At 71.1% G+C, this 15480-nt stretch carries 12 protein-coding genes; 8 read left to right on the top strand and 4 right to left on the bottom strand.

The annotated features are described in order from the left end of the window. A partial coding sequence (locus tag Q9G87_RS25225; RefSeq protein ID WP_305918924.1) for a zinc ribbon domain-containing protein occupies nucleotides 1-1157 on the top strand: 1157 nt, incomplete at its 5' end. A 371-nt stretch (nucleotides 1158-1528) separates the two neighbouring features. Then, the gene (locus tag Q9G87_RS25220) at nucleotides 1529-2836 is read left to right on the top strand and encodes an MFS transporter (RefSeq protein ID WP_305918923.1); all 1308 of its coding nucleotides are present in this window, start codon (nucleotides 1529-1531) and stop codon (nucleotides 2834-2836) included. Nucleotides 2837-2946: 110 nt separating this feature from the next. Here Q9G87_RS25220 and Q9G87_RS25215 read toward each other — a convergent pair whose 3' ends face one another. From Q9G87_RS25215 to Q9G87_RS25205, 3 genes are all read right to left on the bottom strand, one after another. Beyond that, the gene (locus Q9G87_RS25215) at nucleotides 2947-3693 is read right to left on the bottom strand and encodes a CbrC family protein (protein ID WP_305918922.1); all 747 of its coding nucleotides are present in this window, start codon (nucleotides 3691-3693) and stop codon (nucleotides 2947-2949) included. 101 nt (nucleotides 3694-3794) lie between these two features. Beyond that, nucleotides 3795-4535: a nucleotidyltransferase domain-containing protein gene (locus tag Q9G87_RS25210; protein ID WP_305918921.1), complete on the bottom strand. Its 741-nt coding sequence runs from the start codon at nucleotides 4533-4535 to the stop codon at nucleotides 3795-3797. Further along, complete coding sequence (locus Q9G87_RS25205; protein ID WP_305918920.1) at nucleotides 4532-5170, bottom strand: nucleotidyltransferase domain-containing protein; 639 nt, start codon at nucleotides 5168-5170, stop codon at nucleotides 4532-4534. The genes Q9G87_RS25210 and Q9G87_RS25205 overlap by 4 nt, the downstream gene beginning before the upstream one ends. 45 nt (nucleotides 5171-5215) lie before the next feature. Between Q9G87_RS25205 and Q9G87_RS25200 the strand changes: the two genes are divergently transcribed. The 5 genes from Q9G87_RS25200 (at nucleotide 5216) to Q9G87_RS25180 (ending at nucleotide 13380) form a co-directional block, all read left to right on the top strand. Continuing rightward, the gene (locus Q9G87_RS25200; RefSeq protein ID WP_305918919.1) at nucleotides 5216-7081 is read left to right on the top strand and encodes a propionyl-CoA synthetase; all 1866 of its coding nucleotides are present in this window, start codon (nucleotides 5216-5218) and stop codon (nucleotides 7079-7081) included. A 64-nt stretch (nucleotides 7082-7145) separates the two neighbouring features. Further along, entirely contained in the window at nucleotides 7146-9995 is a 2850-nt protein-coding gene (locus Q9G87_RS25195) for an NACHT domain-containing protein (protein ID WP_305918918.1), read from the top strand. A gap of 579 nt (nucleotides 9996-10574) precedes the next feature. After that, a complete protein-coding gene (locus tag Q9G87_RS25190) occupies nucleotides 10575-11462 on the top strand; it encodes a hypothetical protein (protein ID WP_305918917.1) in 888 nt (295 codons plus the stop codon). Between the two features lie 46 nt (nucleotides 11463-11508). Beyond that, nucleotides 11509-12417 (top strand): hypothetical protein, encoded by a 909-nt coding sequence (locus Q9G87_RS25185; protein ID WP_305918916.1) that lies wholly within the window; start codon nucleotides 11509-11511, stop codon nucleotides 12415-12417. 21 nt (nucleotides 12418-12438) lie between these two features. Continuing rightward, nucleotides 12439-13380 carry a hypothetical protein gene (locus Q9G87_RS25180; protein WP_305918915.1) on the top strand — a complete coding sequence of 314 codons (942 nt, stop codon included), beginning with the start codon at nucleotides 12439-12441 and terminating at the stop codon, nucleotides 13378-13380. Nucleotides 13381-13399: 19 nt separating this feature from the next. Here the strand turns inward: Q9G87_RS25180 and Q9G87_RS25175 are convergent, their stop codons facing one another. Further along, nucleotides 13400-14287 carry a helix-turn-helix transcriptional regulator gene (locus Q9G87_RS25175; protein ID WP_305918914.1) on the bottom strand — a complete coding sequence of 296 codons (888 nt, stop codon included), beginning with the start codon at nucleotides 14285-14287 and terminating at the stop codon, nucleotides 13400-13402. A gap of 126 nt (nucleotides 14288-14413) precedes the next feature. Here Q9G87_RS25175 and Q9G87_RS25170 point away from each other — a divergent pair, with 126 nt between their 5' ends. After that, the gene (locus tag Q9G87_RS25170; protein ID WP_305918913.1) at nucleotides 14414-15412 is read left to right on the top strand and encodes an aldo/keto reductase; all 999 of its coding nucleotides are present in this window, start codon (nucleotides 14414-14416) and stop codon (nucleotides 15410-15412) included. The last annotated feature ends 68 nt before the right edge of the window (nucleotides 15413-15480 follow it).

Below are 15480 nucleotides of genomic sequence, written 5' to 3'. Positions count from 1 at the left end.
GTAACACGCTCCTGACCGGCGTGACCGGCCGTCTGACCGGCGAGGGCCGGGTGATTTGCGACGGGCGGCCGCTCACCTACGACGCCACCGGCGTCTCGGCCAAGCTGCACCGGCTGCGGGGCGAGCGGGAGCAGCTGGCCGCCAAGCACCGGCACCAGGCCAGGCTCCTGGCCGGCATCACCCCCGCCGATCCCCGCTTCGCCGCGTTGGCCGCGGCCTACCAGACCACCGGTGTCGAACACGAGCGCGTGTGCGCCCGCATCCGGAACCTGAACCACGCGCTGGCCTGGTCGACGGCCCGCTGGGCGGTCGACCAGGCCAGCGCCAACGGGGCGACGATCATCTTCTTGGAAGACCTGGCCACCCTGGAAGCACGCGGGCGCCGCGGACGTGCCAACGCGCGCCTGTCGGGGCAGGTCCGCGGGCAGATCGTCGATGCGATCCGGCACCTGGCGGCCAAGCACGCCATCGCCGTGGTCACCGTCCCGGCTCGCGGCACCTCCAAATATTGTCCCCGGTGCGGGGACGGCACGTCGGTGCTGCGGCATTGCCCTGCGGCGGACCGGCTCGCCGAGCGCGGCTGGACGTGGGCGTACTGCCCGGCCTGCGGCCTGTCCTGTGACCGGGACTGGGCCGCAGCCGAACGCATCCTCGCCCGCGGCCTGCTCGGCCAGCACGCCACCCGCACCCACCGCGCCACCGGCGCCCGTATCATCCCCACGGTCGTGGAGGGCAACGTCGCCCGCGCCCGCCGGGCACGCAGACCCACCCGGGCCGCCCGGCGCGCCCGCCGCACCCGAACCGACCTGCACCCCCGCCCTGCGGCACGGGACAGATCCAAGAACCGCCCCACCCCCAAACGGCCGACCCGCACCCAGAACCGTCACTCGGCAAACAATTCAACGACGTCCAGCCGTGTGCCCGACCGGCGCGCGGTGCCCGCCCCCGACCCCGGCACGCCCGGGGCGGGAGAGCGTCCGGCGGGCCAGGCACCCCAGGCGCCCCACCCACCCGTGGGGCGTACAGGGCCTGTACGCGATCCTCAACACCGGACCGGCTTCCACCGCGTCGCAGCCACCCCCGTACTCCCCCTCGGAGAGTACGGAGACGGCCCGCCACGGCCACGCCCGCCCGATTTGCCGGAAATACTCAGGTAAACACAGAGAATCGCAGACGCTATCCGATCTCACCGCACCGGCCGCTTGATCAATCCAGCCCCTCAATGGGAGCGGCCATGAGGCGCGGTTACCCGCCGTTGTGTCCGTGATTCAGCGGACACGTAGGTCCTTCGGTCGCTAGAGTTGAAGCTGTTGCGGAATCCCGTCCGTTTGGGGAATTGAGGAGCACTGATGTCTACAACGATGACCGGAGCTTCCGTTCGCCCCTTGGTGACCGCAGTCGCAGGCTTGTAACGCCGCGCGTGTAGCAGCAAAGTCAGCACACATCCCGGTCGCCGGGGCGAGGTGAAACGTGTCACCGGCCCTTGGCGCTGTTTGGCGTCTCCGTTCGCCTTTCCGGGAGTTCTGCTGTGTCCGCTCGTCATTCTTCACTGCTCCGTGTACGTGTCCTGGTCGAACGCCTGATCGCTGCCCCGTTCGGCAGGACATCTCAACGGTCGAGGTCAGCTCCGCCTGCTCCGAACTCCGCTGATCAGACTGTCAACCGGAATGTCCGCCTGCTGAGCTGGTTCAACTTCTTCGGCGACTTCCGCATGTACGGGCCGATCATGGTCATCTACTTCGCGCAAGTCACCGGCTCGTACACCGCTGCCGCCAGCCTCCTGGCGGTGAAGATGCTGTCTTCGGCAGCGTTCGAAGTCCCTACCGGGGTGCTCTCCGACCGCCTCGGCCGACGCGGCACGATGATCGCCGGTGCCGTCGTCATGGTGGCCGCCCATCTCGGGTACGCCAGCGCTTCAGGCTACGGCCTCCTCCTGGCAGCTGTTGTGCTGGAGGGATTGGCGACCTCACTGTGGAGCGGCAACAACGAATCTCTGCTCTACGACACGTTGCTCGAAGCCGGCCGGGAGGAGGAGTTCCCCCGGCACTCGGGCCGGGTGAACTCGATGTTCCAGATCGCACTCGCACTGGCGGCAGCCATAGGTGGCGTGGTCGCCGGCGCCTGGTCGCTGCGTGTGGTGGTCGCGCTGTCGGTCGTGCCGCAGGTGCTGTGCGTGCTCGTCGCCTTGCGGGTCCGGGAACCGCGGGTGCACGGCCCGCTGGAATCGAACGTGCTGGTGCATCTCGGATCGGCCCTGCGCGGCATCCGCCGTAATCCGGTGCTCCGCCGGATGACTCTGGTGTCGGCGCTTCGTTACAGCAGCGAAAGCGCGGCCCAGTTGTCGCCTGTTTTCGTGGCAGGGCTGTGGCCGCTCTGGGCGCTGGGCCTGTGGCGCACCTTCGGCCATGGCGTGGCCTTCGTCGGCTTCCGCGTCAGTGGTTGGGTGATCGGCCGGGTGGGCGCGGCCCGCACTCTGCTGTTCGGTGAGCTGTTCGACAACGTGGCGAACTTCGTGGCGCTGGTCAAGCCGACGGTATTTTCGCCCGTGCTGCTTGGGTCACCGGCCTACGGCATGTCGACAATCGCCCAGCAGACGTTGCTGCAGCGCGAGTTCACCGACCGGGAACGCGCGACGATGGGTTCGCTTGCGTCGCTGCTCGGCAGCGTGCTCTACGCGCTCGTCGCCCTGGGAGCCGGCCTGATGGCAGACCGTTGGGGCATCGTTCCGGCGTTGCTCGCGATCCAGGCGGTGGTGCTGATCGCACTTCCGCTCGCCTGGTGGGTGCACGCGCACGCTTCTTCGCTCCGCGCGGGCGCTGGGACGGTGACGGGATGAGCGCCTTCTCGCGAGCCACGACGACAGGGGGCCAGGAGGTCGCCGTGACCCCTTGGATACCTGGCCGCGCCGGCGCCGCAGGCATGACCCACGAGCAGTGGCGGGAGTTCTTATGCAAGTTCGATGTGGCCCCGGCGGCCATCACAAGTGCGGCAGCCGAAAACGTGGGATCCGATTCCAGCATGCGCAGGGAAGCGGTCGGGCAGATGCTCCCATACGCCAGCCGAGTCGCCGTTGCGCATGGCCATCAGGAAGGCGCCCTCCGGATCCTCCGGTGCATAGGCGGAAAAATCCTCCTTGCCCCACTCGCCGAGGTACGTCATGGCCTGGCCACAGCAGAACAGCCACATTTCTCCTTGCCAGGTTGAGTAGGTCGGCGTGCGCACGAGTTCGAGAAGGGTCTCCGAAGAGATGAAGACTCCCACCCAGTCGTCGCCGTCGGGCATGTCCAGCTCGAACCCAGGGGCGTGGCGAAGGTCGGGGACGCCGTGGGTGCGACCGCGCATCGCATCCTCCCAGCGCACCATTCCATACTCGGTGTCCTTGGTCAGGACCGCCTTGCCCTGGCGCAGACAGGAGACGCAGGCCGCCGGGTCATTCAGCCTGGCCACCGGTATCGCGGCTCGGCAATGCGGACAGTCGACGGTCGCCGTCTCATGCTCGTCGGCCGGCACCGCGAACGACCGAGCGCAGTGCGTGCATTCGTGAATGACATCGGCGCCGATGCCGAGATCGAACGTGGGATCGGCCTCCAGGGAGCACAGCGAGCAGCGACCTGGCCCGGCGTACTCGCTGGATTCCTTCAGGGGCGCGGCGAACAGGAGGAAGGGGGATGGCTGTATGGGCGAGCCAGACATGGACGCAAATATAGGGCCGGAGGGAATCGGATCCGGAGTGCCACGGTCAGGACGAGCTACGCCGTCACCCATCGACGGGGCGTCCTGCCCGCCCACCAGCGTCACGGCGCCGCCAGCCGCGCCCGTACCACGAGATCGTGCAGCGCCTCCTCCGCCGTTGCCCGCTCCGGCAGCGCCGAGGCGTCCCGCGCCTCCTCCAACCCTGTGGTCATCCGCTCCACATCCGCCTCCAGCCCCAGGACGGACGGCGACCGCCCGTGCTCGGCGTCCCGCTTCAGGGCGACCAGCTCGGGCAGGTACGCGGGCCCGTACGCGTACAGCCGCGTCAGGTCGGCCTCCAGCTCCCCGGTACGCATGAGATGCGTCCCCGTGGCCAGCACACGGAAGGTGTAGAGCAGCGGCTTCAGCTCCATGGTCTTCGTGAAGAGCCCCCACTGCGTCCGCGCGAACCCCAGGTAGTGGTGGGCGTGGTGCCGCGTCACACACCCCGGCGCCATGGCCACCAGCTCCTCGTGGACCGGCGACGACGCCACCACCAGCGGCGACAGCAGCTGCTCCAGCACATACCCGTTGCGCCCGAGCAGCAGCCGGCAGAACTTCGCGAGGTCGTGCGTGACCAGGTCCATCTCCACGCCGTCACGCGTCCACGTCCGCTCCAGCGTCTCCGGCCCGTGCCGTAACCCGGCCACCTCCTCGACCGGCAGCACGTGCACGCCCCGCAGGTCCACGTCGGAGTCCACCGACGGGAAGCCGTAGAGGTGGGCGCCGCTCACCGTCGCGAACACCAGCGGGTACGGCTGCTCACCCGGGATCTCGGACAGCCAGCCGGGCAACACGCTCACAGATTCTCCTTCCGTACGCCGATCAAGAAGTCCTCCACCCGCTTCCGGTCCGGCTCCGCGGGCAGCACGCTCGGCGTGGCGGCCAGCTCGGCCGACAGGGCCGCCCGCCAGGCGTCCACCTCCGCCCACGGCACCTCGCCCCGCTTGATCGCCAGCAGCCGCTCACGGTGCGGCGTGACGTCGACCAGCGGTTCACCGTAACGCATTAGGTGCAGGCCGCTGAGCAGGAGCCGCACCATGTGCATGGCCTGCTTCCACTTCGGCGCGGCCGGGTCGAGCCGGCGGAACTGCGCATCGGCGTACCCGGCGAACGACTGCTGCGCCTTCGCCGACACGAACGCCCCGCGCAGGTCGCGCAGCCGCCGCCCGGCCGGCGTGATCACCTCCACGATGGGGGACCACAGGCACTCCAGGACGGTGGGGTTGGCGTCGAGCGCGAGCACGCAGAAGCGTTCGACCTCCCACGAGAACTGCTCGGGCAGCGGCCCGTCCCGGTGCGTGGCGGGTTTGTCCAGCCGCCAGAACGCGGCGGTCGGCGCCACGAACACGCCCCGCCGGTCGGTGTCCGAGGCCTCGGTCTGCAGCCCGTACGCACGCGAACCCAGGACGACGGAAAGGATCAGGTCATCACTCACCCGAACATCTTGCGTCATAGGGTCGGCGGCTGTTCTGATCGACAAGTGGGCGGTTTTGACGAGGCTTACCGGCAGAGCATCGAACACCCCGACGAGTTCTGGGCCGAGGCGGCCCGCGGCATCGACTGGGACGTGGCGCCCGCCACCGTCTTCGGCGACGGCCGATGGTTTCCCGACGGGCGGCTCAACAGCTGCCACAACGCACTGGACCGGCACGTGGCGGCCGGGTGCGGTGAGCAGGCCGCGCTGATCTACGACAGCCCCGTCACGGGCGTCGTGCGCACCTTCACGTACACAGAGCTGCTCGACCAGGTCACGCGGACCGCGGGCATGCTGCGGGACCTCGGCGTGCGCGCCGGTGACACTGTCGTGATCTACATGCCGATGGTGCCGGAGGCGGTGGTCGCCATGCTGGCGTGCGCGCGGCTGGGCGCCGTGCATTCGGTGGTGTTCGGCGGGTTCGCGGCCAGGGAGCTGGCCGTGCGGATCGATCATGCCCGGCCGAAGGTCGTGATGTCGGCGTCGTGCGGGATCGAGCCGGCCCGGGTGGTGGAGTACAAGCCGCTGCTGGACGCCGCACTGGAGCAGGCCGCGCATCGGCCCGACCGGTGCGTGATTCTCCAGCGGCCGCAGTGCGTCGCCGGGCTCGTCGAGGGGCGCGACCTGGACTGGGCGGAGGCCGTACGCGGTGCCGAGCCGGCCGCCTGCGTGAGCGTGGCCGCCACCGACCCGCTCTACATCCTCTACACCTCCGGCACCACGGGCTCGCCGAAGGGCGTAGTGCGCGACAACGGCGGGCACGCCGTCGCGCTGCACTGGAGCATGGCGAACGTGTACGGCGCCGCGCCCGGCGAGGTCTACTGGGCGGCCTCCGACGTGGGCTGGGTGGTCGGCCATTCCTACATCGTGTACGCCCCGCTGCTGGCCGGCTGCACGACCGTGCTGTACGAGGGCAAGCCTGTCGGCACTCCCGACCCCGGAGCGTTCTGGCGGGTCGTGTCGACGCACGGCGTCCGGACGTTGTTCACCGCGCCGACCGCGATCAGGGCCATCAAAAAAGAGGACCCATCCGGAAATTTCGCCAAAAAGTGGGACCTGTCCGGACTTCGCTATCTCTTCCTGGCCGGCGAACGCCTCGACCCCGACACCTACCACTGGGCGTCCGACCTGCTCGGCATCCCCGTCATCGACCACTGGTGGCAGACCGAGACCGGCTGGCCGATCGCCGCCAACTGCGTCGGCCTCGAGCCCCTGCCGATCAAGCCCGGCTCCCCGACCAGGCCCGTCCCCGGCTGGGACGTGCACATCCTCGACGCCGACGGCAACGACCTCCCGCCGGGCGTCGACGGCGCGGTCACCGTCAAGCTGCCGCTGCCGCCCGGCGCGCTGCCCACCCTCTACCGCGACGACGACCGTTACCGGCGTTCCTACCTGGAGCGCTATCCCGGCCACTACCTGACGGGCGACGGCGGCCACCTGGACGCCGACGGCTACCTGTACGTCATGGGCCGCATCGACGACGTGATCAACGTGGCCGGGCACCGGCTCTCGACCGGCGCGATGGAAGAGGTCATCGCCGCGCACCCGGACGTCGCCGAGTGCGCCGTGATCGGCGTGGCCGACCAGCTGAAGGGCCAGCTCCCGATGGGCTTCGTGGTGCTGAAGGCAGGCGCGGAACGCGACCCGGAGGAGCTCGAACGCGAGCTGACCGCCCTGGTGCGCGAGCGCATCGGCCCCGTCGCCGCCTTCCGCCGCGCCGTGGTGGTCGCCCGGCTGCCGAAGACCCGCTCGGGCAAGATCCTGCGCGCCACGATGCGGGACATCGCCGACGGCAACCCGTACACCATGCCGTCCACGATCGAGGACCCCGCCACGCTGCCCGAGATCGCCGAGGCCATAGGAGGAAAGTGACGGGAAGCCTGCGAGACGGTGGTATACGGCGCATGATGGGACATCCCAGTCCCGGGAGAAGGTCATGATCGAGACTCCGAGCTACGCAGACGCCCTGAGGACGCTCGGATGCAAGGACAGCAGGCTCGCCAAGGTGATCGGCTTCGCCGCGGCCGCCGAGCGTACCGGCTGGCCGCTGGCCGGGGGTCAGCAGCTGGTGACGGGGCTGGCCGACATGCGGCACTCCATCGTCCGCTACGGCGAGGACATCGCGGCCCGCATGTCCGAGCTGCGCGGCGGGGTGGACCGGCACACCCGCACGCAGCGCCTGGCCGCCGCGCACGCCGTGATCGTGGTCTCGGCGTACTTCGAGGCGCTCGGCGAGGCCAAGCTGCCGTTCACGCTGGAGCAGCTCGACCGGACCGAGGCGATCTCGCGTGGCGTGCCGACCCCCGAGCGCTTCGCCAGGCTGATGGCGGAGCTGCTGCTCGAGCGGCTCCCCACGCCCGAGCCACACCTTCCGTACGGTGAAACCCGTCAGGCGGTGGAACGTGCCTACCTGCGCATGTCCGAGGCCATGGCGGGGTATGTCGGCGGCCTGTCCATCTGGGACGAGCTGACCGTCGACGACCAGCTCCTGCTGCCCAGGATGCTCGCCGAGGGGCCGCCCGCGCACGCGCTGCGCATCTATGACGAGGACTACCGGTCACTGGCGCTGGACAGCCACGAGTTCGGGGTGCGCAGCCTCGTCACCGAGCGTCCGCAACCGGCGACGGCGCTGTCGCGGGTGGCGTGGCTGCTGGCCGAGCTGGCCCCGCCGCGGGTGGGCGACCGTCCGGTGATCCACCTGGCCAGGATGGCCGCGAACGCCCTCGACCAGCCGCTCCTGCTGGCCGGCAAGCTGCCGGAGGACGTCTATCTGCCGCTGCTGGGCGAGGGCTACCTCACCCCGCGCTGCCGGGTCGCCGAGCTCACCCGCGAGGCCACCCCCGCGTTACGCACCTGGTGGGAGAGCCGGCGGCTGCTGCCCGACACGGAGGCGTTCCTGGTCGGGCACCTCACCTCGCTGCGCGCCACCCAGGCGCCGCTGCTCGTGCTCGGCGAGCCGGGCTCGGGCAAGACGAAGCTGACCGAGGTGCTGGCGGCGCGGCTGGCCCGCTCTGAGTTCCTGCCGATCAGGGTGGACCTGCAGAGCGTGGCAGCGCGGGCGAGCGTCACCGAGCAGATCGAGCAGGCCGTCGGCGCGCTCCTGGGGGACGAGGTCGAGTACGCCGAGCTGGTGTCGGCCGCCGACGGGGCGCTGCCGGTGATTCTGCTCGACGGGTTCGACGAGCTGGTGCAGGGCGGCGTCGACCGCTACGACTACCTGGCGCAGGTGCAAGCGTTCCAGCACCGGGAGGCAGGCCTCGGCCGGCCGGTCGCGGCGATCGTGACCAGCCGCACCGTGGTGGCCGACCGGATCAGGTTCCCCGACGGGCTGCTGGCGCTGGAGCTGCAGCCGTTCGAGGACGACCAGGTGCGCCAGTGGCTGACCATCTGGGACCAGGCCAACCGCGCCCTGCTGGCCAGGCGCGACCTGAAGCCGCTGCCCGCCGAGGCGGCGCTCGCCCACGGTGAGATGGCCAGGCAGCCGCTCCTGCTGCTCCTGCTCGCGCTCTACGACGCCGGCGGCAACGCGTTGCAGCGCGGCACGCCCGCGCCGCTCAAACGTTCCCGCCTGTACGAGGTCCTGCTGAGGGACTTCACCGAACGGGAGACCGGCGGGGCGCGGCGCGTGCTGATCGACCAGGAGCTCGTCATGCTGGGCACGGTGGCACTGTCCATGCTGGCCCGCGGCCGCCAGGTCATCACCGACGAGTCCCTCGACCGGGACCTGCCCGCCCTGTGCCACGGCGGCGAAGACGACGGGGCCGACGAGCACGGCCACGTCGACTGGGCGCGCAGGGCCACCGAGCGGTTCTTCTTCGTGCGCAGGAACGGCCACGCGTTCCTGCATTCCACGTTCGGCGAGTTCCTGGTGGCCTGGTTGGCCATGTACGCGCTGCGCGACCTGGACCGGCGGCGCCGTCACGCCGGGGACGAGCCGCTCGCTCTGGTGCAGAGCGTGGACGACGACCTGCTGTACGCCGTCACGTCCCACTCCTGCCTGGCCGAGCGGGGGGCGACGGTCGGGTTCATCCTGGAACTGCTCGACGAGGTGCCGAGCGCAGTGCGGGCTCGCTGCGCCGAGCTGCTGACCGGGCTGCTGCGGCGCTCCCTGTACGAGCGGAGCCGCCGCCATTTCACCGGCTTCCGCCCGGTGCGTCACACGCTGACCCGGCGCCTGGCCGCGTACTCGGCCAACCTCACCCTGCTCATCGCCTGCGCCTCGGAGGAGCCGGTCACCGTCTCCTCACTGCTGCCCGGACCGGACTACCTGGAGCGCTGGGCGTCGTTCACCCACCTGTGGAAGGGCCAGCTGGGGGAGGAGGGCTGGCAGGGCCTGGTCACCGCGCTGTCGGCGCAGCGGGTGGTCGAAGGCGGCAAGGAGGATGTCGTGCTCGGCGGGACGCGGCCCTCCGGCATGGGCGACGTCGTCGTGGCGGTCGCCACCGGCCACTCGCCGCGCCACCGCCGGCTACTGGACCTGCTGCTGCGCGCGCTGGGGGAGGGGCGTGCGCTGCCCTTCCGGGACCGCGTCGGCATCCTGGAGGAGCTGCTGCGGACGGCGGCGGTCCGCTCGCCCGCCATGCACCAAGCGCTGGGGGCGCTGTGGGCGGAGCCCGGCGCCGACCACGCCGCGTTGCGGCCGCTGCTGCAGGCCCTGCTCGCCGACCCGGCGGGCCGGATGGCGACCTGGGAGCAGCTCGTCAAGGCCGGCATCCCGGAGACCGAGCTGTGGGACCTCCACGACGACGTCAGGGAGCCGACGGATCCACCGGCAGCTCCACGCTGATCGTCGCCGGCCGCCCGCACGGCCACTGCGCATGCCGTACCCGACTGCTCCAGGCCGCTCGACCTGGTCGGCCACGCTGGTCGGCCACGCTGCTCGGCCACGCTGCTCGGCCACGCTGCTCGGCCACGCTGCTCGGCCACGCTGCTCGGCCACGCTGCTCGGCGCGATGGCGCTCGGGTCGGCCTGGCCGCGTGCCCGGCCCGAGGTCGCGTCGGCGGTGTCCGCCGGCGCCGCTGCCGCGCGGCGGCCCCAGAGCCGCGGCCATCGTCCTGGCATCTGGCCCGGGCTCGGCCGCCGCCTGGCGCCACTCCGCCGGCGCGCTAATGCCGGGTTTTCCAACGGCGCGCCAGGGAGGGCACGCGGACTCGTCGATGCGCATCAAGGAGGGCAGGCCGGGGCGTCGGTGCTGGTCGACGCACGAGTCGCGGCGCCGTCCCGGTGCGCGCGACCGTGGAAAGCGCTTGGCGCGTGCACGTGGGGTTCCCGGCCCTGACCTTTCCGAGGCTGACACTCCGCCCGAATGTTACGTAATATCCGAACATCACGAGCGTTGGGGGCGCCAGGGTGCCAGGACAGAGCGTGGGTGTGGTCGTCGATCCGGGCGTTCCCCCGGAGGTAGCCGGTTTGTTGCGTGCGAATGCCCCGCTGCTGTCGAGGGTGCGGGCAGGCTGGGTGCCCCCCGCCGCGGAGCACCACACACGCCGCAAAGGCCCCTCCAGCGTCATGCTCCTGGCCATCACGCCCGCCGTGATCGCGCTCATGGCCGTCCTCCTGGCCGCGCGCATGGCGCCGGCCGGGTTCGTGCTGCTCGGCACGTACGTCTTCATCGTCCTCGTCAAGATCGCCTCCATGAGCGAGGTGCCCGAGGACGACCGCCCGCACGAGCGGCACGTGTACGAGCAGGCCCGCTGGTACGACGGCCGCTACCTCCTGGCCGACGACTTCGACCACGACGCCAGGCTCGTGCTGGGCAGGGCGCAGCGGGCCATCGGCTCGGTGCTGCGCTCCCACGTCAACGCCGAGGGCTTGCTGGACGACACCCGCAACGCGGTGATGCTGCCCGCCCAGGAGTGGGAGATCGCCCGCCTGCTCGCCAAGCTGTCGGCGCTGCGCGGCGAACACAAGGAGCTGCTGGCCCGGGGCATCGCCCCGGAGGTCGCCTCGGTGATCGAGCCGCTCGAACGCGCGCTGGCCGGCAGCGAGGCCGCCGTGGTCGCCCGCGTGGAGGCCCTGGAACGTTACGCCGGCCACGTCGCCGAGGCCGAGCGTGCCTACCACGCGCGCGGTCAGATCGAGGAGCTGCGGTCGCGGCTGCCGCGCTACGAGGAACTGCTGGCCGAGTCGGGAGCCGACGCGCTGGGGGTGAGCGAGATCGAGCGGCTGGCCGAGGACGCCGACGTGCTGGAGCGGACTTTACGGCGCAGCGTCGCCTCCGCGCATGAGGCGTTCAAATATCTGGAAGGCTGACAGCCGGACAGACCGTCCCAGAGCATGAGTACATAGGATCAGTTACGTGGCCGGACGTCAGGCGAAGGTGATAGTCGATCCGGCGGTCCCCCGCGACGTCGCGGCCCTCTTGCGTGACAACCCCGAGATCCTCGCCCGCATCCACGACGGCTGGGCGCCCGCGCACAAGCGCCTGCGCCTCGTGGCCGGCCTCACCGTCCAGCTGGCCGTCACCGGAACGGCCGCGCTCGCCGGGCTGTACGGCCTCACCCTCTTCGTCGCCGGTCTCTACACCCCCTTTGTCGTGATGACGACCGGAGCCGCGCTCATGGTCGTCGCCCTCCTGCTCAGACCCCGGCCAGACGCCGAGGTGGAGCGCCGCCACGCGCTCGAACGTCTCGTCCACGACAAAAGCCGCGACTACCACGGCCGCTACGTCCTGCGCGAGCACCTCGACGAGCCCGCCCGCGCGCTCATGGCCCGCGCCCAGGAGGCCGTCGAGCAGGTCGTGGGCTCCCAGGTCAACGCCGAGGGACTGCTCGACGACGCCGGCAACGCCGTGATGCTGCCCGTACAGGAGTGGGAGATCGCCCGGCTCCTGGCGAAGTTGTCCGAGCTGCGTGCCGAGCACCAGGAGGTCGTCTCCGAAGGCGTCACCCCGGAGGTGGCCGCCGTGGCCGAGGCCCTCGGCGAGGCGCTCGACAGCAGCCAGCGGGCCGTGCTCGCCCGCGTCGAGGCGCTGGAACGTTACGCCGGCCACGTCGCCGACGCCGAGCGCGCCTACCGCGCCAGGCGCCAGATCGAACGCTTCAGCGCCCGGCTGCCCCGCTATGAGGAGCTCCTGGCCGAGTCGGGCGCCGGCGGGTCGGCCGTGCCGGAGCTCGGAAGGTTATCCGATGACGCCGACCGCCTTGAGCAGGCACTACGCGACAGCGTCAGTTCGGCGCATGAGGCTTTTCGCCACCTTAGGGGGTGACTTCGCTTAGGATCCGATTTTGTGGCGGATGTCGTGGTAGACCCCGGAGTGCCGCCGGACGACGCGCAACTGCTGAAACAGAGCCGGCGGATCCTCATCAAGATGCGTCAGGGCTGGGCTCCGCAACCACGCAGGGTCCTGTCCAGCGCGCACTGGCGGATGGTGGCGGCCTTCGCCACAGTGGCCTTCTTCGGGCTGATGCTCGGCTTAGGCGCCGCGGGCAGGGGACTCGGCCTGCTCATGCTCGTGCTCTTCGGCATCCCCCTCATGATCGTGCTGTTCGTCCGCAACGACCTGCCGGGCGAGGAGGAAGACGACTTCGAGCGCGAGATCTACGAGCAACTGCGCTGGTACGAGGGCCGCTACGTACTGACCGACGACCTCGACGAGTCCTCCAAGAGGCTGCTCAGCCGCGCCCAGCGGGCCATCGCCGCCGTGACCGGCTCCCGGGTCAACACCGAAGGGCTGCTCGACGACGCGCGCAACGCCGTGATGCTGCCCGCACAGGAGTGGGAGATCGCCCGCCTCCTGGCCAAGTTGTCGGCACTGCGCGCCAAACACAGGGAGACCGTCTCGCGTGGCGTCACGCCCGAGGTCGAGGCGGTGGCCGCGCCCCTGGCCCGGGCGCTCGACAGCAGCGAGGCCGCCGTGATCGCCCGCGTCGAGGCGCTGGAACGTTACGCGGCCAACGTCACCGAGGCCGAGCGCGCGTACCGCGCCCATCAGCAGATCGAGGAGCTGCGCGGCCGGCTGCACCAGTACGAGGAGCTGGTGGCCGAGACCGGCGCGGACGGCTTCGCCACGACGGAGCTGGAGCGGCTGGCCGCCGACGCCGACCGGCTGGAGCAGGCGCTGAGGCGGAGTGTCAGCTCTGCCCACGAGGCCTTCCGCTACCTAGACCCGAGCCCACCCGGCGACGACCCCCCGACCCTTCCGGGCCCCGCCGACGGCGGCCGGCACTAGCCGGGTGCGTTCACGGCGTTCACCGGGTTCGGTGCGTCGAGTTCGGCGGTGCGGACGTGGCGTGGCGGGCGCTTGAGGGAAACTCCTCGATGCCGAGCACCCGCAGCAGCTCCAGCCGCTCGCGGGTCTCGGCGTCCGCCGGCGTGAACACCAGCAGTTGCTGACGCTGGTCCGGGGTGACCAGGGTCTCGCAGTTCATCACCATGCGGCCCACCCGCGAGTTCAGCAGGGTCTTGCGGCTGGCGCGCCGGACCGCCACCTCGTGCTCGGCCCAGAGCCGGCGGAAGTCGGCGCTGGCGGCCTGCAGCCGGTCGACGAGTCCGGCGACCGTGGGGTCGCCTGACCGGCGGCCGACGGCCGCGCGCAGGTCGGCCACGAGCTGACGGGCCTGATGCTCCTGCTCCTCGGGCGGGTGGACGGCGCGGGTCGCGGGGTCGGTGAACCAGCGGTAGACGATGTAGCGCCGGTCGCCGGAGAGGCCGGTGAGGTCGCTCGTCAGCAGGATGGCCGCCCGGTTCTGGGCGAGGACCTCCCCCAGGTCGGACAGCACCACGGCCGGGGTGTCGCCGAGCAGGTCGAGCATGCGCATCAGGCCGGCGCGGGCCAGGCGGGCCACCCCGTCGGCGGGCGGGGGCCGGTGGCCGGCCAGGTGGAACAGGTGGTCGCGCTCGTCGTCGGACAGGCGCAACGCCCGGGCCAGCGCGGCGAGCAGCTGGGTCGAGGGCTGACTGCTGCGGCCCTGCTCGAGGCGTACCACATAGTCCACCGACATGCCGGCGAGCATCGCCACCTCTTCCCGGCGCAGGCCGCTCGTGCGGCGGCGGGGGCTGTCAGGGAGGCCCACCTCGGCCGGACGGATCGCCTCGCGGCGGCGGCGCAGGAAGTCGGCGAGCTGGTCACGTTGCATGGTTCCATGCTGCCTCGCGGCAGGCGAGCCGAGCCAGGGAGCGGCTCTCCCATGATGAACGCTCCGATTCCGTCCCGCCCCGGCCCGGGCCCACGATGTGGCGAGACGACATCAGCAAGGGAGAACATGATGCAGAGACGAACCCTGGGCCGCACGGGACCGGCCGTTTCCGCGCTGGGCCTGGGTGCGATGGGCATGTCGGGCGGTTACGGCGCGGCCGACCGCGCGGAGAGCATCGCCACCGTGCACGCCGCGCTGGAGGCCGGCCTCACGCTGATCGACACCGGCGACTTCTACGCCATGGGCCACAACGAGTTGCTGCTCGCCGAGGCGCTGCGCGGCCGGGATCGCGACGGCTACGTGCTGAGTGTCAAGTTCGGCCACCTGCGGGGGCCGGGCCACGAGTTCGGCGGGCAGGACGGCCGTCCCGAGGCGGTGAAGAACTTCCTGGCCTACTCACTGACCCGGCTGGGCACCGACCACATCGACATCTACCGTCCCGCGCGGCTGGACCCTGCGGTCCCGATCGAGGAGACGGTGGGCGCGATCAAGGAGATGGTCGACGCCGGGTACGTGCGGCACATCGGCCTCTCGGAGGTCGATGCGGCGACGATCCGCCGGGCACACGCCGTGCACCCGATCGCCGACCTGCAAATCGAGTACTCACTGATCTCCCGCGCGGTGGAGGCGGAGGTTCTGCCCACACTGCGGGAGCTCGGCATCGGCCTGACCGCGTACGGCGTCCTCGGCCGCGGCCTCATCTCCGGGCACTGGAGGGCCGGCCACACCGCCGGACCCGGCGACATGCGCGCCATCAGCCCGCGCTTCTCCAGCGGGAACGTGGAACACAACCTCGCCCTCGTGGACGCTCTGCGCCGGATCGCCGAGGCGAAGGGCTGCACCGTCGCTCAGCTGGCCATGGCCTGGGTGGCCGCACAGGGCGAGGACATCGTGCCGCTGGTCGGCGCGCGCACCCGCGAGCGGCTCGCCGAGGCGCTGCCCGCGATCGACCTGAACCTCACCGCGGACGACCTCACCGACATCGAGAAGGCGGTGCCGCTGGGCGCGGCGCGCGGCGACCGATACCCGTCCGCGTTCATGTCCAACCTCGGCGTGGGCAACTGAACCCGCCTTCCCGGCGGGACCCGCTCCGGCGTGAGGTCCCGCCGGGCCATCAAGCGGAGCCGAGGAGG

Origin of the sequence: Nonomuraea turcica (assembly GCF_030718205.1) — a bacterium.
Lineage (GTDB): Bacteria > Actinomycetota > Actinomycetes > Streptosporangiales > Streptosporangiaceae > Nonomuraea.
Note: the sequence above shows the minus strand (reverse complement) of the source record. Positions and strands in the feature narration are given on the sequence as shown.